Annotated in this window: 16 protein-coding genes and 2 pseudogenes; 3 read left to right on the forward strand and 15 right to left on the reverse strand. The window is 63.6% G+C overall.

Annotated elements, in window-relative coordinates; translation table 11 throughout:
* Nucleotides 1-101 precede the first annotated feature (101 nt).
* The 3 genes from X735_RS142010 to X735_RS142000 all read left to right on the forward strand — a co-directional run bounded on the left by X735_RS142010 (nucleotide 102) and on the right by X735_RS142000 (nucleotide 3,554).
* Nucleotides 102-680 (forward strand): SCO family protein, encoded by a 579-nt coding sequence (locus X735_RS142010; RefSeq protein ID WP_023813126.1) that lies wholly within the window; start codon nucleotides 102-104, stop codon nucleotides 678-680.
* Nucleotides 681-690: 10 nt separating this feature from the next.
* Entirely contained in the window at nucleotides 691-1,563 is an 873-nt protein-coding gene (locus X735_RS142005; RefSeq protein WP_023813127.1) for a 50S ribosomal protein L11 methyltransferase, read from the forward strand.
* Between the two features lie 146 nt (nucleotides 1,564-1,709).
* On the forward strand, nucleotides 1,710-3,554 hold the full coding sequence (locus X735_RS142000; protein ID WP_023813128.1) for an aminopeptidase P family protein: 1,845 nt from the start codon (nucleotides 1,710-1,712) through the stop codon (nucleotides 3,552-3,554).
* 326 nt (nucleotides 3,555-3,880) lie between these two features.
* On the opposite strand, the gene X735_RS141995 is transcribed toward X735_RS142000, so the two are convergent.
* From X735_RS141995 to murG, 15 genes and pseudogenes are all read right to left on the reverse strand, one after another.
* Entirely contained in the window at nucleotides 3,881-4,177 is a 297-nt protein-coding gene (locus X735_RS141995; RefSeq protein ID WP_023813129.1) for an AzlD family protein, read from the reverse strand.
* Nucleotides 4,174-4,689 (reverse strand): annotated as a pseudogene (locus X735_RS1000000168950) (AzlC family ABC transporter permease); the annotation flags it as partial. The pseudogene X735_RS1000000168950 and the gene X735_RS141995, both read right to left, overlap by 4 nt.
* A 1-nt stretch (nucleotide 4,690) precedes the next feature.
* Nucleotides 4,691-4,993, reverse strand: a pseudogene (locus X735_RS1000000168955) (AzlC family ABC transporter permease); the annotation flags it as partial.
* Between the two features lie 205 nt (nucleotides 4,994-5,198).
* Nucleotides 5,199-5,891 (reverse strand): TIGR02453 family protein, encoded by a 693-nt coding sequence (locus tag X735_RS141990; RefSeq protein ID WP_023813130.1) that lies wholly within the window; start codon nucleotides 5,889-5,891, stop codon nucleotides 5,199-5,201.
* A complete protein-coding gene (gene ligA / locus X735_RS141985) occupies nucleotides 5,888-8,092 on the reverse strand; it encodes an NAD-dependent DNA ligase LigA (RefSeq protein ID WP_023813131.1) in 2,205 nt (734 codons plus the stop codon). Before ligA ends, X735_RS141990 begins: the two co-directional genes overlap by 4 nt.
* A 172-nt stretch (nucleotides 8,093-8,264) precedes the next feature.
* Nucleotides 8,265-9,938, reverse strand: coding sequence for a DNA repair protein RecN (gene recN / locus X735_RS141980; protein ID WP_023813132.1), 1,674 nt, complete (start codon nucleotides 9,936-9,938; stop codon nucleotides 8,265-8,267).
* 212 nt (nucleotides 9,939-10,150) lie between these two features.
* The gene (locus X735_RS141975; RefSeq protein ID WP_023813133.1) at nucleotides 10,151-11,020 is read right to left on the reverse strand and encodes an outer membrane protein assembly factor BamD; all 870 of its coding nucleotides are present in this window, start codon (nucleotides 11,018-11,020) and stop codon (nucleotides 10,151-10,153) included.
* Between the two features lie 263 nt (nucleotides 11,021-11,283).
* Nucleotides 11,284-12,234: a UDP-3-O-acyl-N-acetylglucosamine deacetylase gene (gene lpxC / locus X735_RS141970; RefSeq protein ID WP_023813134.1), complete on the reverse strand. Its 951-nt coding sequence runs from the start codon at nucleotides 12,232-12,234 to the stop codon at nucleotides 11,284-11,286.
* 281 nt (nucleotides 12,235-12,515) lie between these two features.
* Complete coding sequence (ftsZ, locus tag X735_RS141965) at nucleotides 12,516-14,195, reverse strand: cell division protein FtsZ (RefSeq protein WP_023813135.1); 1,680 nt, start codon at nucleotides 14,193-14,195, stop codon at nucleotides 12,516-12,518.
* 68 nt (nucleotides 14,196-14,263) lie between these two features.
* Nucleotides 14,264-15,571 carry a cell division protein FtsA gene (ftsA, locus tag X735_RS141960; RefSeq protein WP_023813136.1) on the reverse strand — a complete coding sequence of 436 codons (1,308 nt, stop codon included), beginning with the start codon at nucleotides 15,569-15,571 and terminating at the stop codon, nucleotides 14,264-14,266.
* Nucleotides 15,568-16,509 (reverse strand): cell division protein FtsQ/DivIB, encoded by a 942-nt coding sequence (locus X735_RS141955; RefSeq protein WP_023813137.1) that lies wholly within the window; start codon nucleotides 16,507-16,509, stop codon nucleotides 15,568-15,570. The genes ftsA and X735_RS141955 overlap by 4 nt, the downstream gene beginning before the upstream one ends.
* The gene (locus X735_RS141950; protein WP_023813138.1) at nucleotides 16,497-17,423 is read right to left on the reverse strand and encodes a D-alanine--D-alanine ligase; all 927 of its coding nucleotides are present in this window, start codon (nucleotides 17,421-17,423) and stop codon (nucleotides 16,497-16,499) included. Before X735_RS141950 ends, X735_RS141955 begins: the two co-directional genes overlap by 13 nt.
* Nucleotides 17,424-17,736: 313 nt before the next feature.
* Nucleotides 17,737-18,702 carry a UDP-N-acetylmuramate dehydrogenase gene (murB, locus tag X735_RS141945; protein ID WP_031213597.1) on the reverse strand — a complete coding sequence of 322 codons (966 nt, stop codon included), beginning with the start codon at nucleotides 18,700-18,702 and terminating at the stop codon, nucleotides 17,737-17,739.
* Nucleotides 18,699-20,105 carry a UDP-N-acetylmuramate--L-alanine ligase gene (murC, locus tag X735_RS141940; protein WP_023813140.1) on the reverse strand — a complete coding sequence of 469 codons (1,407 nt, stop codon included), beginning with the start codon at nucleotides 20,103-20,105 and terminating at the stop codon, nucleotides 18,699-18,701. The genes murB and murC overlap by 4 nt, the downstream gene beginning before the upstream one ends.
* Nucleotides 20,102-21,229, reverse strand: coding sequence for an undecaprenyldiphospho-muramoylpentapeptide beta-N-acetylglucosaminyltransferase (gene murG, locus X735_RS141935; protein ID WP_023813141.1), 1,128 nt, complete (start codon nucleotides 21,227-21,229; stop codon nucleotides 20,102-20,104). Before murG ends, murC begins: the two co-directional genes overlap by 4 nt.
* Between the last annotated feature and the right edge of the window lies 1 nt (nucleotide 21,230).

The following is a 21,230-nucleotide window of genomic DNA, read 5'->3' on the forward strand; positions in this document are numbered from 1 at the left end:
GGCAACGCGGCACTTTGCCTGTGCGAGGCCGAACCGCTAAGACTGTCGCACAGGCGCGGCATTGAGCCGGCGCGGCGATTTCTGCAGACGGACTTTTGATGATGATGCGTTCTATCCTGGTCGGCATTCTCGTCCTGATGGCGGCCGGCATCGGCTGGCTGACCTTCGACTGGTACCGCGGCCACTATGGCGGCGAACCTTTCGGTGCCGCCTTCACCCTGGTCGACCAGAAAGGCACGCCGATCACCGAAGCCGCCTTCAGGGGGCAGCCCAGCGTCGTCTTCTTCGGCTTCACCCATTGCCCCGAGGTCTGCCCGACCACGCTGTTCGAACTGGCCGGCTGGCTGAAGACGCTCGGCGACGACGGCAAGAACCTGCACGCCTATTTCGTCTCGGTCGATCCCGAGCGCGACACGCCGGAAGTGATGAACGCCTATGTCAGCAATTTCTCCGACCGCATCGTCGGCATCACGGGCGCTCCGGACAAGGTCCATGCCATGGCCAAGTCGTTCGGCATCTACTGGAAGAAGGTCGACACCGGCGACGGCGACTACACAATGGACCACACCGCCTCGGTGCTGCTGCTCAACGCCAAGGGCGACTTTGCCGGCACAATCGCCTACGGCGAAAGCGCCGATACGGCCATCGCCAAGCTGAAGCGGCTGGCGGCGAAAGGCTGATTACCATTTCATGACCCAGACGCGCCTTTACTTCACCACCGGAAAGACCGAGTCCGTCAGCATTTTTGCGGCGCTTGAGGCAGCCTTCGAGGAAGAAGGGCTGCCGATCGCCGTCCTGGAGGTCGACGAGGACAAGGACATCCACGAAGTGTCGCTCTATGCCGATGGCGACGTCGATGCGGTCGAGACCCGTTTGAAGGACATCCTTGCCGGGCTTGCTTTGTCGAAGCCGATCAATCGCGAGGCCCTGCCCGACATCGACTGGGTGGCGCATTCGCTGGAAGAGCTGAAACCGGTGCGTGCCGGCCGTTTCTTCGTCCACGGCGCGCATGACCGCAGGAAACGCCACAGCGGCGAGCTCGCCATCGAGATCGAGGCCGGCCTCGCCTTCGGCACCGGCCACCACGGCACCACCGCCGGCTGCCTGGAAATGCTGGAGAAAGTGGTGCGGCGCGAGCATCCGCGCAATGCGCTCGACCTCGGCACCGGCAGCGCGGTGCTGGCGATCGCCGTCGCCAAGCTGGCGCATATTCCTGTGCTGGCCACCGACATCGATCCGGTGGCGGTGCGGGTGGCTGCCGCCAATGCGCGGCTCAACCACGTCAAGGCACTGGTGGAAACAGCAACCGCGCCTGGCTTTCACCATCCGATCTTCGGCAAGCGCGCGCCCTTCGATCTCATCGTCGCCAACATATTGGCACGGCCGCTGATGCGGCTGGCGCCGCAAATGGCTGGTCACATCGCACTTGGCGGCTCGGTCGTGCTGTCAGGCATCCTCGAGCGTCAGCGCGACGCCGTCATATCGGCCTATGTCGGCCAGAATTTTCGCCACGTGCGCACCTTGCACCGCGAAGGCTGGGTGACGATCCATCTGAAGCATTGAGGCATGCAGGCCGGCAACGACCGAGCTTGGACCAAGTTCCGCCGATTGTCAGCTAAGCGATGCTGTAGCAGGTTGCGCCCAGCCGGAAATCGATTCCGATTTCCGCGACCGTACGCTACGGTTGCGCTGACCGCAGGAGGCCCACAATGTTCCAGACCTTCGATTCCGCCGGCGACCCGGCCGTCGGTAAACCGCGTGTGGCGTTGCTGCGCCAATGGCTTGAAGCCAACGGGCTGGACGGCTTCATCGTGCCGCGTGCCGACGAGCATCAGGGCGAATATGTCGCCGACCGCTCGGCGCGGCTGAAATGGCTGACTGGCTTCAGCGGCTCGGCCGGTGTCGCCATCGTCCTGCGCGACCGCGCCTTCGTCTTTGTCGACGGGCGCTACACGCTGCAGGTGCGCAGCGAGGTCAATCTCGACGTCTTTTCGATCGAAAGCCTGGTCGACAATCCCCCGGCCGTCTGGCTGAAAGACAATCTTGGCAAGGGCGCACGGCTCGGCTTCGATCCATGGCTGCACACGATCGGCGAGGTCAAGGCGCTGCAGGCCTCGGCCGACAAATCAGGCGCCGTGCTGGTGCCGCTCGACAAGAACCCGGTCGACATCATCTGGAAGGATCAGCCCGAGGCGCCGGTGGCACCCGTCGAGCTTCACCCGATCGGCTTTGCCGGCGAGCTTGCCAAGGACAAGCTGGCGCGGCTGGCGGCGGCGATCGCCAAGGATGGTGCCACCCATGCGGTGCTGACCGACCCCTCCTCCATCGCCTGGGCCTTCAACATCCGTGGCGGCGACGTGCCGCACACGCCGCTGGCGCTCGGCTTCGCCATCCTCGCCGCCGATGGGTCGCACCAGCTTTTCATGGATAAGCGCAAGTTCTCGCGCCAGGTCGCGGCCTACCTCACCCAGCTCGCCGAGCCGCATGAGCCCGGCGAATTCGAAGCGGCGATTGCGGCACTTGCCAAGAGTGGCGCGAAAATCGCGCTCGATCCGGTGCTGGCGGCCGACAGGCTGCGCATGCTGGTCGAGGCCAATGGCGGCACCGTGATCGCCGCAGCCGACCCCGCCCGCATCCCGCGCGCCACCAAGAACCAGGCCGAAATCAACGGCTCGCGCGCCGCGCATCGGCGTGACGGTGCCGCCGTGGCGAAGCTTCTGTGCTGGCTGGAGCTGCAAAAACCCGGATCGCTCGACGAGATATCGGTGGTCACCCGGCTGGAGGAACAGCGCCGGCAGACCGGCGAAGAGACCCAGATGCCGTTGCGCGATGTCTCCTTCGACACCATTTCGGGCGCCGGCCCGAACGGTGCCATCATGCATTACCGCGTGTCGCGCGCCACCAGCCGTAAGCTGCAGGCCGGCGAGCTGTTCCTGCTCGATTCCGGTGCGCAGTATCAGGACGGCACCACCGACATCACGCGCACCGTGCCGATCGGCCAGCCGACGCAGGAGATGCGCGAACGCTTCACCCTGGTGCTGAAAGGCATGATCGGCATTTCCACCTTGCGCTTTCCCGCCGGCACGCGCGGCTCCGAGATCGATGCCGTCGCGCGCATGGCGCTGTGGAAGCACGGTTGCGACTTCGCCCACGGCACCGGCCATGGCGTCGGCTCGTATCTGGCCGTGCATGAAGGGCCGCAGCGTATCGCCCGCACCGGCACCGAAAAGCTGCTCGAAGGCATGATGCTGTCCAACGAGCCGGGCTACTACAAGGAAGGCGCCTACGGCATCCGCATCGAGAACCTGATCCTGGTGACGCCGGCGCAAGAGATCGAGGGCGGCGATATCGCCATGCACGGCTTCGAGACGCTGACGCTGGCGCCGATCGACACAAGACTGGTGCAGTCGGACCTCCTGACGCGCGACGAGTTGCACTGGCTGGACACGTACCATGCGCGCGTGCTGACCGAGATCGGCCCGATGCTCGACGGCGAAACGCTGGCCTGGCTGGAGAAGGCGACAGCGCCGCTGCCGCACGACGCGAAGATTTGAGGTGAGCTTCTTTCTCCCGTTTACGGCAGGACTATCGCGTATGGATTCTTGAGATGGCTGCCCGGCACGGACCCCCACCCCTAACCCCTCCCCACAAGGGGGAGGGAGACTTCCGTTGGCGCTGACCCAGGAGAATCGCCTGTCTTTTCGGCGCCAAGAAGAATTAAAGGCACGCGGCAGCGTTCCCTCCCCCTTGTGGGGAGGGTTAGGGTGGGGGTTCTTCTTCGCAAGAATCCATACGTGACAGCCCGGCCGTTTACGGGGAGAAGTGCCCGGCAGGGCAATAAAGGCGGCGCTAACGTCCAAACCGATTCGCCCTTAGAATTTTACCCCACGAACTGCCGGGCAACGATCAACATCGCCGCACCCGCCAGAAACATCGCCATCAACCCACCGCGCAGCGAGACGACCGCGGTGACCACCAGTGCGGCCCATTCCGCCGGCCCGGCATTCAACAGTTCCGGCGCCACCAGCGTCGTCAGCACCGCCGCCGGCACGGCGTTGAGACCGGCCTCGACCCGCGGATGGATGGTGTCGAAGCGGGAGATGACCAGATGCCCGCCGATTCGCGTCAGATAGGTCGCGATTGCGCCGGCGATGATGATCCAGAAGGTCGTGCTCATGGCCGTGCCTTTACGCCGCTGTGATGGGGAGGCAGGATGACCGCCAGCAGCACACCGGCAACAGCGCCAATCGAGACATGCCAAGGCGACCCCACGGTCTTATAGGCGATGATCGAGGCGGCGGCGCTGGCGATGACCACCGGCAGCCACAGCGGCCGCTTGCGAAAGCCCAGCACGAGACCGAGGAAATAGATCGGCAGCAGGAAATCGATGCCGAGCGCATGCGTGTCGGGGATCAGCTTGCCGAACAGTGCGCCAAGCGCGCTTTCGACGATCCAGAACAGATAGACCGGCAAGCCAAGCCCCAGATACCAGGCAAAGCCGACCGTCTGGCCCGATTGCGCCCGCGCTTCGGCTACCGCGAATTGCGGATCGGTGAGGATGAAATAACCAAGTGCCTGCTGGATGACAGGCCAGTGCGCGATGCGCCGGCCGATGCCTGCGGAATAGAGCACGTGGCGGAAATTGACGGCGAAGATCGACAGCACGATCAGCCATGGCGCGACATGCTGNGATGCGCCGGCCGATGCCTGCGGAATAGAGCACGTGGCGGAAATTGACGGCGAAGATCGACAGCACGATCAGCCACGGCGCCACATGCTGGCCGAACAGCTGGATGCCGACCATCTGGCTGGCGCCGCCATAGACCAGCGCGCTCATCAGGAAGGCTTCCAGGACCGAAAAACCATTGTCGACGGCGAGCGCACCGAACAGCACCGCAAACGGCGCCGACGCCACCACGACAGGCATCGACAGCCGCACGCCCTGCCAGAAATCGCTTCTTTCGCTGCTCTCCGAAATTGCGTCCGTCGCCATCAACCACTCCTGATGCATGTCGCCCAAAAGTGCGTAGCGGGGATAACGACATGCACAACAACAAGGGAAGCGCGGTATGTAGGTGGCGCGGCTTGCCGTGTCACACGAATTCGCTTGAGCCAAACGATCAGCCGAAATGATCGCCGGATCGGCGAAACCAGAGCAATTCCAGGAAAAGTGTGAAACGGTGAACTGCTCTGGGCGCTTACTCCTTCAGGATTTTGCCCTCGATCGCCCTGCCCCAGTCGAGCAGCGGCTTGGCGCGCAAGGTGAAATCGACGAGTTCGTCGACCAGATCAGCCGTATGGATTCCCGCCGGATCGATGACATGCTGGACATAGAAATGCCGGTGGCGGGTGGCGGCGACCAGATCGGGATCGCTGATTTCCTCGAAGCCGCGTGGCGTACGCTTCATACGGCCTTCGGTCTCGAGTTCAAGCCGGTTCTTCTTCAACGCCGCCACGAGGCCGCGAAAATTGTCCGGCTTCGTCGCAATAGCCTTGCGCATCGCCAGCAGCAGCGCCGGCTCCGGCTGCCACCAGGCAATGTCGGCAAAGCAGCGTTCAAGCCCGATATGGACGTAGAACACGCCCTGCTCCATCTTGGTGCCGTCGGGCGACAGGATGGCCGACAAATGCCTGTTGTAGGGCCGCTTGTCTTTGGCGAAGCGCACGTCGCGATTGATCCGGAACAGCGACTTCTTGCGGTCGCCGCGCAGGCCGAGACCTGCCTCCGCGAAGCGCTCGGTCAGCGTCTCGACGAGATCACCGAATGGATCGCGCAAATCCTTTTCGAAGAGGTCGCGATTCTCCAGGAACCACTCGCGGCTCTGGTGGAAATCCAGCGCCTTGAGGAATGGAATGGCTTTGGGGCCGAAGCCGCTGAACGGTCCGGTCATGCCTTGCCGATCCGCACCAGCCAGGCATCCTCGTCGATCACCTCGATGCCGAGTTCGCTGGCGAGTTTAAGCTTGGAACCGGCACCCGGCCCGGCGACCACCAGATCCGTCTTCGCCGAAACCGAGCCCGCGACCTTGGCACCCAGGCGCTCCGCCATCGCCTTGGCTTCAGAGCGTGTCATCTTCTCCAGCGAGCCCGTGAACACGACCGTCTTGCCGGCGACCTCGCTGTCGGCCGAGACGTTGACGATATACGGCTTCGGCTTGACTTGGCGGAGCAACGCGTCAAGCACGTCGTCATTGCGCTCATTGCCGAAGAAGTCGCGCAAAGCATCGATCACGGTATCGCCGATGCCGTTGACCGAGGGGAAAACCGTATGTGGATCCTCCGCTGCCGCTGTCTCCTTGCCGACGCGGATCAGCTCCTCGATGGTCGAGAAGGTGCGGGCAAGCACGGCGGCCGTCGTTTCACCGATATGGCGGATGCCGAGCGCGAAGATGAAGCGGTCCAGCTCCGGCTCGCGGCGCGAATCGATGGCGGCGAACAGCTTGTCGAGGCCCTCGTAGTTGCGATCCTCGACGCTGCGCACATTCTTGCGTGCCTTGCCCGATGCGGCCTCGCGCTGCCTTGCCTGCTCCTCACGGCGCTCGGCCAGCGCCCTGGTGACAGCCGGACGGCGGTCCCTGAGCGTGAAGATATCGGCGGCGGTCTTGATCAATCCCGCATTGAAGAACGTGTCTATGTTCTCCGCGCCGAGGCCTTCGATGTCCAGGGCGCCGCGTGACACGAAGTGGCGCAATCCCTCCACCGCCTGCGCCGGGCAGATCAGTTCGCCGGTGCAGCGCCGGCGGGAATCTTCCTTGCCGGTCTTTTCGTTGATCTCGCGCGTCGCCGGCGAGCCGCAGATCGGGCAAGTGTGAGGGAACTCGTAAGGCACCGCATCAGCAGGCCGCTTGTCGATGACGACGCTGACGATCTGCGGAATGACATCGCCTGCCCGCTGGATCACGACCGTATCGCCCATGCGCACATCGATGCCATCTCGGATCGGCTCGCCGGTCGAGTCCAGGCCCTTGATGTAGTCTTCATTGTGCAGCGTGACGTTCTCGACCACGACGCCGCCGACAGTGACCGGCGCCAGCCGCGCAACCGGCGCCAGCGTACCGGTACGGCCGACCTGGATGTCGATCTTCTGCACGGTCGTCATCGCCTGTTCGGCCAGAAATTTATGCGCGATCGCCCAGCGCGGTTCGCCGGTGACGAAGCCCCAACGGCGCTGCAACTCCAGCTGGTCGACCTTGTAGACGACGCCGTCGATATCGTAGCCGAGCGCCGAGCGCTGCTCCTCGATCCGATGATAATGCGCGATCAACTCCTCGGCCGATTTCGCCCGCACCATCAGCGGACTGATCTTGAACCCCCACTCGGCGAATTTCTGCACCGAATCATATTGGGTCGAAGCGGGATCCGCCGTCGTGTAACCCCAGGCATAGGCGAAGAATTTGAGGTTGCGGCTGGCGGTGACGGACGGATCCTTCTGGCGCAGCGACCCGGCTGCCGTGTTGCGCGGATTGACGTAGTCCTGGCCGCCGGCCGCCGCCGAGCGCTGCTTCAGCGCCTCGAATTCCGCATATGTCATGTAGACCTCACCGCGGATCTCGATGATTTTGGGCCAGCCCGAGCCTTTCAGCTTCGCTGGAATATCGGCAATCGTCTTCAAATTGGCGGTGATGTCTTCGCCGACGGCGCCGTTGCCACGCGTCGCGCCCTGCACGAACACACCGTTTTCGTAACGCAGCGAAGCCGACAGCCCGTCGATCTTCGGTTCCGCGGTGAAGGCGATGTCGAGCTCCTTGTCGCGATCGAAGAACCGCCGCCCGCGTTCGATGAAATCCGTGACGTCATCGTCGGTATAGGCCTTGGCAAGGCTGAGCATCGGCACGGCGTGGCGCACCTTGGTAAAGCCTTCCGCGGGTGCTGCACCAACCCTCAGCGATGGCGAGTCCTCGCGAACCAGCGCTGGAAAGCGCTCCTCGATGGCAAGGTTGCGCCGTGCCAGCGCATCATATTCCGCATCGGTGATAACTGGCGCGTCTTCGGTATGGTAGCGCCGATCGTGCTCGGCGATCTCTTCCGCGAGGCGCTTCAGCTCAGCTTCGGCCTCGCTTTCGGTCAGGGCATCGACTGGTTTTTCGGACATGGTTTTGCACCTGGCTGCTGTTGGCCCCGGGACAATAGATCAGGATTCGGATGGAAGGGAGCTGAATTCTGACAAAACCACGCCGAAACAGCAGGATGGAGCCATATGCTGACTCTGTTCGTGCGTCGAATTTCACCAGTTTAGAGGCACCCCCGATCGGGAAGCAGCGCCATCAGGAAACGGCGGTATTCTCACGCAGTAATCGCTCGGCGGCGGCGCGCGCCTCGTCGGTGATGGTGGCGCCAGCCAGCATGCGCGCGATTTCTTCCTGCCGGGCCGGCCGATCCATTTCGGCAATGCCTGTGGCGACACGGTCGGTGGTGCCTGATTTGGAGATCAGGAAATGCGTCGCCGCGCGCGCCGCCACCTGTGGTGCGTGCGTCACCGACAGCACCTGCACGCGCTTCGACAGCCGCGCCAACCGCTGGCCGATAGCGTCGGCGACAGCGCCGCCCACACCGGTGTCGATTTCGTCGAACACCAGCGTCGGTGCGGAGCCGCGGTCAGCCAGCGCCACCTTCAGCGCCAGAAGGAAGCGCGAAAGCTCCCCGCCGGAGGCCACTTTCATCATCGGCCCGGGCCGCGTCCCTGGATTGGTCCGCACCCAGAATTCGATCTGATCGATCCCCTCTTCCATGCGGCTTTCGACCTCGCTCTTCATTTCCACGATAAAGGCGGCGCGTTCGAGCTTCAGAGCCGGCAATTCCGCCATCACCGCCTTGGTCAGGCCGACCGCCGCCGCATGGCGAAGCGAGGACAGCTGCGCGGCGGCAATGTCATAGGTCTCGCGCGCGGCGGTGGCCTGCTTTTCCAACCCGTGCAGGCGCTCCTCGCCGGCATCGAGATCGGCGAGATCGGCCGACATCGTGTCGCGCAGCTGCGCCAAATCGTCGACGGCGACACTGTGCTTGCGCGAGGCCGCGCGCAGCGAAAACAGCCGCTCCTCCGCCTTCTCCAGCCGCTGCGGATCATATTCGGTGGCGCGCAGCGCGACCTCGACACCCGATTGCGCCGCGTCGAGCGACAGCATCGCCTCATCGAGCGATTTGACGACATCGTCGAGCAGGCCGGGCGCCTCCGTCACCTTGCGCTGCAGCCGCCGCAACAGGCTGGCCAGTTGCGGCAGGGGCGAAGATGGACCCGACAGCACATCCTGCGCGTCATGGATTTCGGAAGCGATCTTTTCGGCCCGCATCATAGACGCGCGCAGTTCGGCAAGGTCGGTCTCCTCGCCCGGCTGCGGATCGAGCTTGGTCAATTCCGCCACCGCCGCGCGCAGATAGTCGGCCTCGCGCGCGGCCGCCGCCACCTTGGTGCGGTGGCGCGACAGCTCCTGCTCGCAGGCGCGCCAGTGCCGCCATGCCTCGCCGGTCGAGCGGACGGCGCCGAGATGGCCACCGAAAGCATCGAGCACCTCGCGGTGCGCTCCGGGATCGACCAGCGCGCGCTCGTCATGCTGGCCGTGGATCTCGACCAGCGCGCGCCCGACATCGCGCATCAGGGTGACGCTTGAAGGCTGATCGTTGACGAAGACGCGGGTGCGGCCGTCCGTCGTCTGCAGGCGGCGCAGGATGATGTCGCCGTCATCCTCGATCGCATTGTCGGCAAGCAGCGTACGCGCCGGATGGTTACGCGGCACGTCGAAGACGGCGATGACCTGCCCCTGCGCCGCGCCATGGCGCACAAGCGACGCGTCCCCGCGCGCTCCGAGCGCCAGCGACAAGGCATCGAGCAGGATGGATTTTCCGGCACCGGTTTCGCCGGTCAGCACCGAAAGACCCGGCTGGAAGTCGATATCCAGCTTCTCGATCAGGACGATATCGCGGATCGACAGTCTGGAAAGCATCAGAACCCAAATCTAGAACGGCACGCGACCGTTTGGAGTCGCAGCGCCGCACTATCTTTTTGTTTGAGCACCGGATCAATCCGAAAAAGCGCACGCTTCGATCCGAGTGCTCCAGGCAGGTTCCGCAAAAGTGTCGCGCGGTTTTGCGGCTAGAACCCGCGACAAGCAACAAAACCAGGCAGACGGCGTGTTGGTGAAGCCTGCACTTGGGATCAGGCGCCGGTGATCATCTTTCCGGCCTTGGATATCCACGACCCGGCATTTTCGCGCGGTGCAAGCCCATTGCTCTGCAAGAGCTTGTAGGAATCCTTGTACCATGAACTGTCAGGGTAATTGGTGCCGAGCACGGCGGCGGCGGTTTGTGCCTCCGAGGTCAGACCCATCGCGTAATAGCTTTCGGTCAGGCGGGCGAGCGCCTCCTCGACATGGCGGGTGTTGGAATAGTTCTCGACCACGGTGCGGAAGCGCTTCACGGCAGCGATGTATTCACGCCGCTCGAGATAGTAGCGGCCGATCTGCATTTCCTTGCCGGCCAACTGGTCGTTGGCGAAGCGGATCTTTTCCTTGGCGTCGTCGACATATTCCGATGTCGGCCAGCGCGTGACCAGATCCTGCATCGTCTGGACGGTCTGACGCGCTTCCTTCTGGTCCTGCGTCACGTCCTTGATCTGACGGTAGTAGCTCAAGCCGATGATGTACTGCGCATAGGCGGCGTCATCGGTCGACGGGTAAAGCGTGAGATAGCGCTTGGCCGAGCCGATCGCCTCATCGTAATTGCCCTGGCGATAGTCGGCGAAAGCGCCCATCACCATCGATTTGCGGGCCCATTCCGAATAGGGATGCTGGCGGTCGACGGCGTCGAACTTCTTGCTCGCCTCCTGCAGGCGCCCGGCATTGAGATTGGCAAGGCCCTGATTGTAGAGAACATCGGCCGGCTCGGTCTGGTCGACATAGGTCGACAGGTCGATATCTTTCTCCGACGACATGCAGGCCGACAGAAAGAGCGATGGAACAACTACTGAAAGCGCCAGGAAAACAGCCCTCTGCGGTGCTTTCAATTGACCAACTCGCTTGAAGAACATGATTGGATCTCGCCCTTTCGGCGCTATTTCAATGCCAGTTGCATGCCATTGTTTCAAAACTGGTCCCCACTTTTGAACGACATGCATTAATCGACGGCAGCAGCCATAAACCATAACCGCCTTGCCCGACAACGCTATCTCCGGCCAATCGCACATTTTTGTGGCGGCCGGACGCAGCTTGGACGTCAATGCAATTTCACTGGCGAGTGGTGCATTCCTGCCACACGCGATACCGCCCATGGAACCCGAAAAACCCCGGGAAATCAGATCATCCAGGGCGCGTAGAGTGGCGCATTGACGGCGTTCATCTCGGCGCTGCGGCCACGCTCGCGGCGTGTCGTCTCGACGATTTCGAATGCCGTGCGGTCCGAGAGCAGACGGCGCAGGGCCGCGGCATTCATCCTGTGACCGCCGCGATAGGAGCGGAAGCAGCCGATGAAGCGGGCACCGGCCAGCGCCAGGTCGCCCATGGCGTCCAGCGTTTTATGGCGCACGAATTCGTTGGGATAGCGCAGGCCGCCCATATTGATGACGCGGTTGTCGTCGCCGATGACCAGCGAGTTCTCCAGCGAGGAGCCGAGCGCATAGCCTGCAGCCCACAGCCGCTCGACATCCTTCATGAAGCCGAAGGTGCGGGCGCGCGCGATGTCGCGACGGAAAATATCGGCATTGAGGTCGGAGGCGAACAGCTGACGACCGATCGCCGGACTTTCGAAGTCGATCTCGATCTCGAAACGGGTCCCGTCATAGGGGCGAAACTCCGCCCACGAGGCGCCGTTCTCGATGCGGACGGGCTTGATGACCCTGATATAGCGCCGCTTGACCGAGAGCGTCTCGATACCCGCCTGGTCGATGGCTTCGACGAACGCCATGGCGCTGCCATCGAAGATAGGAACCTCGGAACCATCGATCTCGACAGCGACATTATCGATGCCGAGCCCAAACAGCGCCGCCATGATGTGCTCGACCGTGGCGATATGCTCGCCGGCGGGATCACCAAGCATGGTGCACAGGTCGGTAGCGCCGACTTCCGAAACCAGGGCACGAAACTCGCGGCCCTGCTCCGCACCGTTGAAAAGCTGGAAAACGATGCCGGTGTCGGCATCCGCGGGCACGAAGCTGATGGACACTTCCTTGCCGCTGTGGACGCCGGTGCCGGTAAGCGACGCGCGCGTCTTCAATGTCGTCTGATAGTCGTGCAAGACAATCCCCATAAGCCCGTAATGCCTAGGTCCGCTTCTCCAGCCCGAGGGCGCGGCTCTTGTGTGAATCGGCTGGCAGGGCGACTTCCCCCGAAATCCCGGCAAACCGATGATGGTAGGCAGCGAAGATAATGTCCCGTCAGGGAGACTCCAAATCACGGTTTCTTACTCTGTGTAACCGCGAAATGGAATGAGTACGAATTGGTAAGTCGTTGAAATCCCATCATTTAAAACGTTAACAGGCAAGCGATTCCTCGCTTGCCTGTTAACAAATGTTACAGTCCGTTTACCAATCAGTTGGCCTGGCGGCGCAGGAACGCCGGAATCTCCAGCTGATCTTCTTCCTGAGTCGTCCTCACCTGCGGCGTCAGGCGGCCCTGATCATCGAGCTGGCCACGGCGCGGCGCATACAGCTGCGCATCCTGGCTGGCGAGACGGCGTACTTCGGGCGCTGCCTGGCGCAGCTTGGGCTCGCGCGGCTGCGCCGGCTGCAGCCTTGCGGGTTCCTCCTCGCGGCGGGTCAGGCCATTGGTCAGGCGCTTCAGCAGGCCCATCGGTCCGCTGTTGTTCTCGTGATCGACCGGGCGGCTCTTGGCATCCACCTCGGCCTTGACGACCGGCGGAAAGTCCTCGACGCGCGGCATACGCTGCGGCGCCATCGCAACCGGCTGCGGGGCTTCGCGCAGCATCTCGCGCGGCTGCGGGGCCGGCTGCATCTGCTGGACCACCGGCTGCGGCATCGGCTGGGCGGGCGGTGCCTGGAAGATCTTGCTCTGCGGGCGGAAATCTTCAGCGTGGGCGACCGGGGCCGGGCGCGCCTGCGCCATGGCCGCGGCATTAGCTTCGGCCAGATGGATGGCTTCCGCGACCGGGTCGACAGCGCGTGGCTCGTATGCCGCCTGCTGGACAGGCGCCGGACGAACCTCCGCGATCTGAGCCGCCGGGCGGTTGGCCGGCTTCGGAGGCGCCGTGCGGATCGAGATCGGCGCGGCGGCGATTTCAGCCGCCGACTTGTCGATGCCGGTGGCAACTACCGAGACGCGAATGACGCCTTCGAGTTCCTCGTCGAAGGTGGCGCCCAGGATGATGTTGGCGTCCTGGTCGACTTCCTCGCGGATACGGGTCGCGGCTTCGTCGACTTCGAACAGCGTCAGGTCGCGGCCGCCGGTGATCGAGATCAGCAGGCCCTTGGCCCCCTTCATCGAGGTCTCGTCGAGCAGCGGGTTGGCGATCGCCGCTTCGGCGGCGGCCATCGCGCGGCCCTCGCCGGAAGCCTCGCCGGTGCCCATCATCGCTTTGCCCATCTCGCGCATGACGGAACGGACGTCGGCGAAGTCGAGATTGATCAGGCCTTCCTTGACCATCAGGTCGGTGATGCAGGCGACACCGGAATAGAGCACCTGGTCGGCCATGGCGAAGGCATCGGCGAAGGTGGTCTTGTCATTGGCCAGCCGGAACAGGTTCTGGTTGGGGATGACGATCAGCGTATCGACGCATTTCTGCAATTCCTCGATGCCGAAATCCGCGGTCTTCATGCGGCGCTGGCCTTCGAAGTGGAACGGCTTGGTGACGACGCCGACGGTGAGGATGCCCTTTTCGCGCGCCGCGCGGGCAACGACGGGAGCAGCACCGGTGCCGGTGCCGCCGCCCATGCCGGCGGTGACGAAGCACATATGGGTGTTGGTCAGGTGATCGAGGATTTCATCGATGCACTCTTCCGCCGCCGCACGGCCGACTTCCGGCTGCGAGCCGGCGCCAAGGCCTTCGGTGACATGCGCGCCGAGCTGGATCAGGCGGCCCGCCTTCGACATGGTCAGCGCCTGCGCGTCGGTGTTGGCCACCACGAACTCGACACCGCGCAAACCGGCGGTGATCATGTTGTTGACGGCATTGCCGCCGCCGCCGCCGACACCGAACACGGTGATGCGCGGCTTAAGCTCGGTGATGTCCGGCTTCTGCAGATTGATGGTCATTGTCTCCGTCCTTTGCCTTTCACGCCGCTTCGCCGCCGCGGCCGCCTATGGGGCTGTCCCCGTCAATTTTAGAAACTGTCTCTCAACCACTGACTCATGCGATGCAGTTTTCCGCCCGTTCCGGTCATTTTGAGACCGGAAATTCCTTTCGCAGGATGGCTCTCGAAGCTCGCCATCTGCGGATAGATCAGAAGCCCCACCGCGGCCGAGAAGGCCGGCCCCTTCGCCGCTTCCGGCAGGCCGGCCACGCCGAGCGGGCGGCCGATGCGCACATTGCGTCCCAGGATGCGGCGCGCCGCCTCCGGCAGGCCGGCAAGCTGGCTGGCGCCGCCGGTGAGCACCACACGCTTGCCCACCGCATTGCCGTAGCCGGACCTGTTGAGCCGGTCGCGCAGCAGTTCGAGCGTCTCGTCGATACGGGCACGCACGATGCGCGTCATCACCGAGCGCGGGATCTGCAAGGGCACGTCGCCATCGTCGCCGATCGGCTGGATCGAGACCAGGTCGCGGTCGTCTGCGCTGCCCGGCAGCGCCGAGCCATGCATCACCTTCAGCCGTTCCGCGGCATCGAGCGAGGTCGACAGCCCCTTGGCCATGTCCAGCGTGACGTGGTTGCCGCCGATGGCGATGGCGTCGCCATGGACGAACTTGCCTTCCGAAAACACCGAAATCGTTGTCGTGCCGCCGCCCATGTCGATGCAGGCCGCACCCATTTCCAGCTCGTCGTCGACCAGGGCCGCCAAACCGCTGGCATAGGGCGTCGCCACCATGCGCTCGACCGACAGATGCGAACGGTTGATGGAAAGCTCCAGATTGCGCATCGGCGCGGCGTCGCCGGTCAGCACATGCATGTCGACGCCGAGTGCGTCACCGACCATGCCGCGCGGATCGCGCACGCCGCGTTCGGCATCCAGCGAGAAGCCGACGGGAAGCGAATGGATCACCTCGCGCTCGGCCTTCAGCGCCTGCTTGGCGCCAGCACCGAGAACGCGCTTGATGTCGGCCTCGTCGGCCTCATGGCCGCCAAGATTGATGGTGGCGGAGAAGGCTTCGCTCTTGAGCCGGCCGGCCGTCATGTTGACGATGAGCGAATCGACCGTCAGCCCGGCCATGCGCTCGGCCGCGTCGACGGAAAGGCGGATGGCGTGCTCGGCGCGGTCGAGATCGACGATGACACCCGACTTCACGCCTTGCGACTTCTGGTGACCGATGCCGATCACCTGGATCCGGTGCGAGCGGCCGCGCAGCAGCTTGCCGTCATCGCACGGCTTCAGCTTGGCCACCATGCAGCAGACCTTGCTCGAACCGACATCCAGCACCGTCAGGGTGCCGGACCGGCGCGACGCGGCATCGCCAGGACCGCCAAGCCAGTTCATATCTTCGTCTCCGGCTTGCGCTTCAGGCTCTTGGGTTTCTCGTTGAGGGCGGCTTCGCGCTGCGTCGCCGCTTCCGCCGTCAACTGCACGACCAGCCGGTCCGTCAGGCGCATGTCGACGGCGGCGATGTCACGCGACAGCAAGCCGCTGTCATGATCCATCTTCACGAGTTCGGCGAGCGCCTGATCCTCGTCGTCCTCGGGAAGCTTGACGGTGATGCCATTGTCCAGCTTCAGGTCCCAGCGCCGCTCGCCGACGCGGATATAACCTTTGATCCGGCTCGCGAGCTCGGGATATTTTTCGACCTTGGCCAGGAAATCGGGCGCGCTCGCCGGCGCGCCGGTGCCGATCAGCAGCGGCAGAAGCACCTGCTTGCCGCCCGAGAACGGCGCGATCATGGCACCATTCCTCTCGATGACCGAAAGCTCGTCGCCCTGCTGCCAGAGCGCGAAAGCCTCGCGCTCCTCGACACGTACTTCCAGCGTATGCGGGTAGACCTTGCGCACCGCCGCAACCTCGATCCACGGCAGGCCGGAGATCCGTTCGCGCGCTGCCTCGGCATTAAAGCCGATCAGCGACGTCCAGCCATCAAGTTCAAGCCTGTCGAGTATATCGATTTCCGAGGTCTGGCGATTGCCGACCACCTTGACCTGATCGACGGCAAAGCCGGTACGGGCGGTGATGCTCTGCACGATACCGTCGACGTGACCACCGAGATAGGCGCCATAGGCACTGCTCGAGAAAATCAGCACGGCCGACATCATGGCCGCGGAAAAGCGCGGCGCCTGGAATTCCCCAACGCCCAGGCGCGCCAGAATGCGCACCGGGCGGCGAAGCATGCGCGGCAGTACGAAATGGTCCAACGACAATGACAGGCCGAACAGCGCCGGCCCGGCCGCGCCCCTCTCCCTACCTTGTCCCCATTTCAACGCAGACACGAAGCGTCCTCCACCATCCAACTCAACAAATCGCCAAACGAGTGCCCGGCATGGGCGGCGATTTCAGGCACCAAAGACGTCGGCGTCATACCCGGCTGGGTGTTGACCTCGAGCCAGACAATCTCGCCGTTTTCGGAATGACGATCGTCATAACGGAAGTCCGAACGGGAAACGCCTCGACAGCCGATCGCTTGGTGAGCCTTGAGCGCCAGTGTTTGTATTTTTTGGTAAATATTCGGTGAAACTTTTGCGGGGCATTCGTGCTTTGATCCCCCGGCGACATATTTTGAATCATAGTCGTAGAAGGAATGGCCGGTCGGGATGATCTCGCAGACCCCCAGCGCCACATCGCCCATCACCGCGCAGGTCAGCTCCCTGCCGTGGATGTAGCGCTCGACCATGACGGTATCGCCATATTTCCACTCCGACGAGCCAAGAACCTGCGGCGGATGCGACTGGCCCTCATGCACGATGACGACACCGAAGCTCGAACCCTCATTGACCGGCTTGACCACATAGGGCGGCTTCATCGGATGCTTGTTCTGGATGGCAAAGCGGCTGGCGACCTTCGATTCGGCGACCACGATGCCGACCGACTTGGCAACCCGCTTGGCCTGCTCCTTGTTCATGGCCAGAGCCGAGGCGAGCACGCCAGAATGGGTGTAGGGAATGCCGAGATATTCAAGGATGCCCTGAATGGTGCCGTCCTCGCCAAAAGGGCCGTGCAGCGCATTGAAGGCGACATCCGGCTTGAGCTCGGCAAGCACGGAGCCGACATCGCGCCCGACATCGACACGGGTGACCTGGTAGCCTTCCTTCTCGAGCTCATCGGCACAAGCCCTTCCCGACGAAAGAGACACGGGCCGCTCGGACGAAAAACCACCCAGCAGGACGGCCACATGCTTGTTTTTCATTCCCCGGCATCCCCTCTCTCACGGCGGACCAAAACCAGATTTTCCGCAACATTGAGTCAGAGTCTCCCGGCAGGTTGCCCCCCAGACGGAAAACGCTGAAAACGCGTCGAACGACTCAAATCAGGAAACGCTTTCGAGCAGAGAATCAGAGAGTTGATTCACTGGCAAGTGCTTACGATTCCGAGAGATTCACTTTCTGAGAAAATGGATGCGAAAAGCGTGTCGTTGAGTCTTTGCGGCAACGGTCGCGGACCGTTTCGGCCTCGTTGAAGTTCATGCATCATATGAACTTCAACGCGCGCCAAAGTGCACCTTAAAGGAGCTGCCCGAGAAACTCCTGCACGGCATGCCCCGGCCGGAAATTGCCGATTCGCTTGATTTCCCATTGCAACCGGATACCGGAATTCTCCAGCACCCGCGTGCGCACCGTCTCGCCGAGATATTCAAGGTCGTAGCCGGTCGCGGTTCCCGTGTTGATCATGAAGTTGCAATGCATCGGCGACATCTGGGCCCCGCCGATCATCAGGCCGCGGCAGCCCGCTCTGTCGATCTCCTTCCAGGCCGACGTGCCTTCCGGATTCTTGAAGGTCGAGCCACCGGTCTTCTCGCGGATCGGCTGCACGGTCTCGCGATGGTTCTGCACGGCCTCCATCGCCGCCTTGATCGCCGTTTTCTCCTCGGCAAAGCCTTCGAACACGGCCGAGGTGAAGATCAGCCCGGAGGGCGCCGCTGAATGGCGATAGGCGTATCCCATATCGGCATTGCTCAGCGTCTGCACATTGCCCTTGCGGTCGAGCGCCCGCACTTCGACGACGCGCTCGCGCGTCTCGACACCATTGGCGCCGGCATTCATCCGCAGCGCACCGCCGATTGCACCCGGAATGCCGTGGTAGAAATGAAAGCCGCCAATGCCGGCCTCGAGCGCCACCGCTGCGACACGCTTGTCGGGGGTCGCAGCTCCCGCCTTGATCCTGATCGGCGAAATCACCTCGGCCTCGCCGAAGCCCTTGGCCGAAAGGCGGATGACAAAGCCCTCGATGCCGCCGTCGCGGACCAAAAGGTTCGAGCCGACGCCAACGACGGTAAGAGGTATTTCTTCAGGAACGGCTTTGAGGAACACCGCAAGATCCTCCTCATCAGCCGGCTGGAACAACGCTTCAGCCAGGCCCCCGGCACGGAACCAGGTGATCTTGTCCATCTCGGCGTTCGGCGTGAGGCGGCCGCGCAGGCCGGCAAGCCGGTCGCCAAGTCTGTCGATCAGGGCCTGGCCGTGCATCATGAGACGGTCCCGCCAAGCTCCTTGGGCAACGCATAGGCCCATTGGGTGATGTTGCCGGCGCCCAGGAAGACGACGAAGTCACCCGGCTTGGCCAGATCACGGATGACGGGCGCGATCGCCGCCGGACCCTCGATGTAGCGCGCGTCGCGATGGCCGCCGGCGCGGATGCGCGACACCAGCGCGTCCGAGCTGACGCCGTCGATCGGCTCTTCGCCGGCCGCGTAGACCGGCGCCACCATCACTGTGTCGGCGTCGTTGAAGCAAGTGGAAAACTCGTTGAACAGATCATGCAGCCGGGTGAAGCGATGCGGCTGGGCAATGGCGATGACGCGACCCTGGGTGGCGCTGCGCGCCGCCTTCAGCACCGCCGAGATCTCGACCGGATGGTGGCCGTAATCATCGAATATTTCGACGCCGTCCCACGAACCGGTATGGGTGAAGCGGCGCTTGACGCCGGCGAAGGACGACAGGCCCTTCTTGATCGCCTCGGCCGACAGGCCGAGCTCATGCGCGACCGCGATCGCTGCCGTCGCGTTGGAGACGTTGTGGCGGCCGGGCATCGGCAGGCGCAGGCCTGCTATGACAGTCTGGCCGCCTGTCTTGCGGTCGCGGATCACCACGTCGAATTCCGAAATGGCACCTGCCATGCGGTGATTGGTAAAGCGCACGTCGGCCTGCGCATTCTCGCCATAGGTGATGACCCGGCGGTCCTCGATGCGGCTGACCAGCGCCTGCACCTCGGGATGGTCGGTGCACATCACGCCAAAACCGTAGAACGGCACGTTCTCGACAAACTGGCGGAACGCCTCCCGCACCTTGTCGAAGCTGCCATAGTGATCGAGATGCTCGGGATCGATGTTGGTGACGACCGCGATCTCGGCCGGCAGTTTCAGGAAAGTGCCGTCGCTTTCGTCGGCCTCGACCACCATCCATTCGCCGTCGCCCATGCGCGCATTGGTGCCGTAGGCATTGATGATGCCGCCATTGATGACGGTCGGATCGAGCCCACCGGCATCGAGCAAGGTCGCCACCATCGAGGTCGTGGTCGTCTTGCCATGCGTGCCGCCGATCGCCACCGCCTGGCGAAAGCGCATCAGCTCGGCCAGCATTTCGGCCCGGCGCACGATCGGCAGCAGCTTTTCGCGCGCGGCCTTGAGCTCAGGGTTGGATTTCTTGATCGCCGTCGAGACGACGACAACCTCGGCATCGCCGAGATTCTCGGCCCTATGGCCGACGAAGCATTCGATGCCCTTGTCGCGCAGCCGCTGCACATTGGCGCTTTCGGCCTGATCGGACCCTTGCACCTTGTAGCCGAGATTGTGCAGCACTTCGGCAATGCCGCTCATGCCGATGCCGCCAATGCCGATGAAATGCACAAGGCCGATGGTCTGCGGCATCTTCATGCTTGCGTCCCCTTCCTGAAATCCGAAATGGTTTTTTTGGACGCAATAGCCTCTGTAAGATCAGCGAGCAACCGTGCCGCGTTCGGCCGGCCGGCCGATTTCGCGCCCGCCGCCATCGCCACAAGCCGATCGGGGTCGTCCATCAGCTCGCCAATGAGCGCTGCGATGCGTTCGGGCGAGAGCGAGGATTGCGGATGCACTTCGCCGCCGCCGGCAGCGGCAAGGGCCGCCGCGTTCGCCGCCTGGTCGTGGTCGAGCGCGTAGGGGTAAGGCACCAGGAGCGCCGGCCGGCCGATGACGGCGATCTCCGAAACGGTCGAGGCGCCGGAGCGCGAGATCACCAGGTGCGCAGCCGCCATGCGCTGCGCCATGTCGGTGAAGAAGGGTGAGACCTCGGCAGCAACGCCCAGTGCCGCATAGGCCGCCTTGACCCGCGCCACATCATCGGCGCGAGCTTGTTGGGTAATGACCAGCCGCTTGCGCTGAGCATCGGAAAGCAGCGCGATCGCCCCCGGCACGGCATCGGAAAAGAACTGAGCGCCCTGGCTGCCGCCGAACACCAGCAGGCGAAACGGCTGTTCCCCGGTCGATGCCGCATAATTCGTCCTGGCCGCTTCCAGCACGGCCGGCCTGACCGGATTGCCTGTCGTCACTGTCTTCACACCGGCAGCACTGGTGTCCTGCGGCAGGAAGCCGCCGGCGATGGCATCGACACGGCCGGCCAGCGCCCGGTTGGCGCGCCCCATCACCGCGTTCTGCTCATGGATCAGCGTCGGCACCTTGCGCCGTGTCGCCGCGTAGAGCGGCGGCAAGGTCGGATAGCCACCGAAGCCGACGACGGCATCAGGCTTGATCCTGCCGATGACGGCGGAGGCCTGGCGCACGCCGCGCCAAATTTTCCAGAAGGCACCAAGCAGGGCAAAAGGGTTTTTCGAGCCCATCGTCGCCGACTGGATCGGGTGGACGGCGGCGGCCGGAAAATGGCCGGCAAAACGCTCGGCACGGTCGTCGGTCGCCAGATGCACCGACCAGCCGCGCTCGTTCAATTCATGCGCCAGCGCCTCAGCCGGGAAAAGATGCCCACCGGTGCCGCCTGCCGCGAGAAGGATGACGCCTCTGGCCATA

The sequence above is a fragment of the Mesorhizobium sp. L2C084A000 genome (assembly GCF_000502875.1).
Classification (GTDB): domain Bacteria; phylum Pseudomonadota; class Alphaproteobacteria; order Rhizobiales; family Rhizobiaceae; genus Mesorhizobium.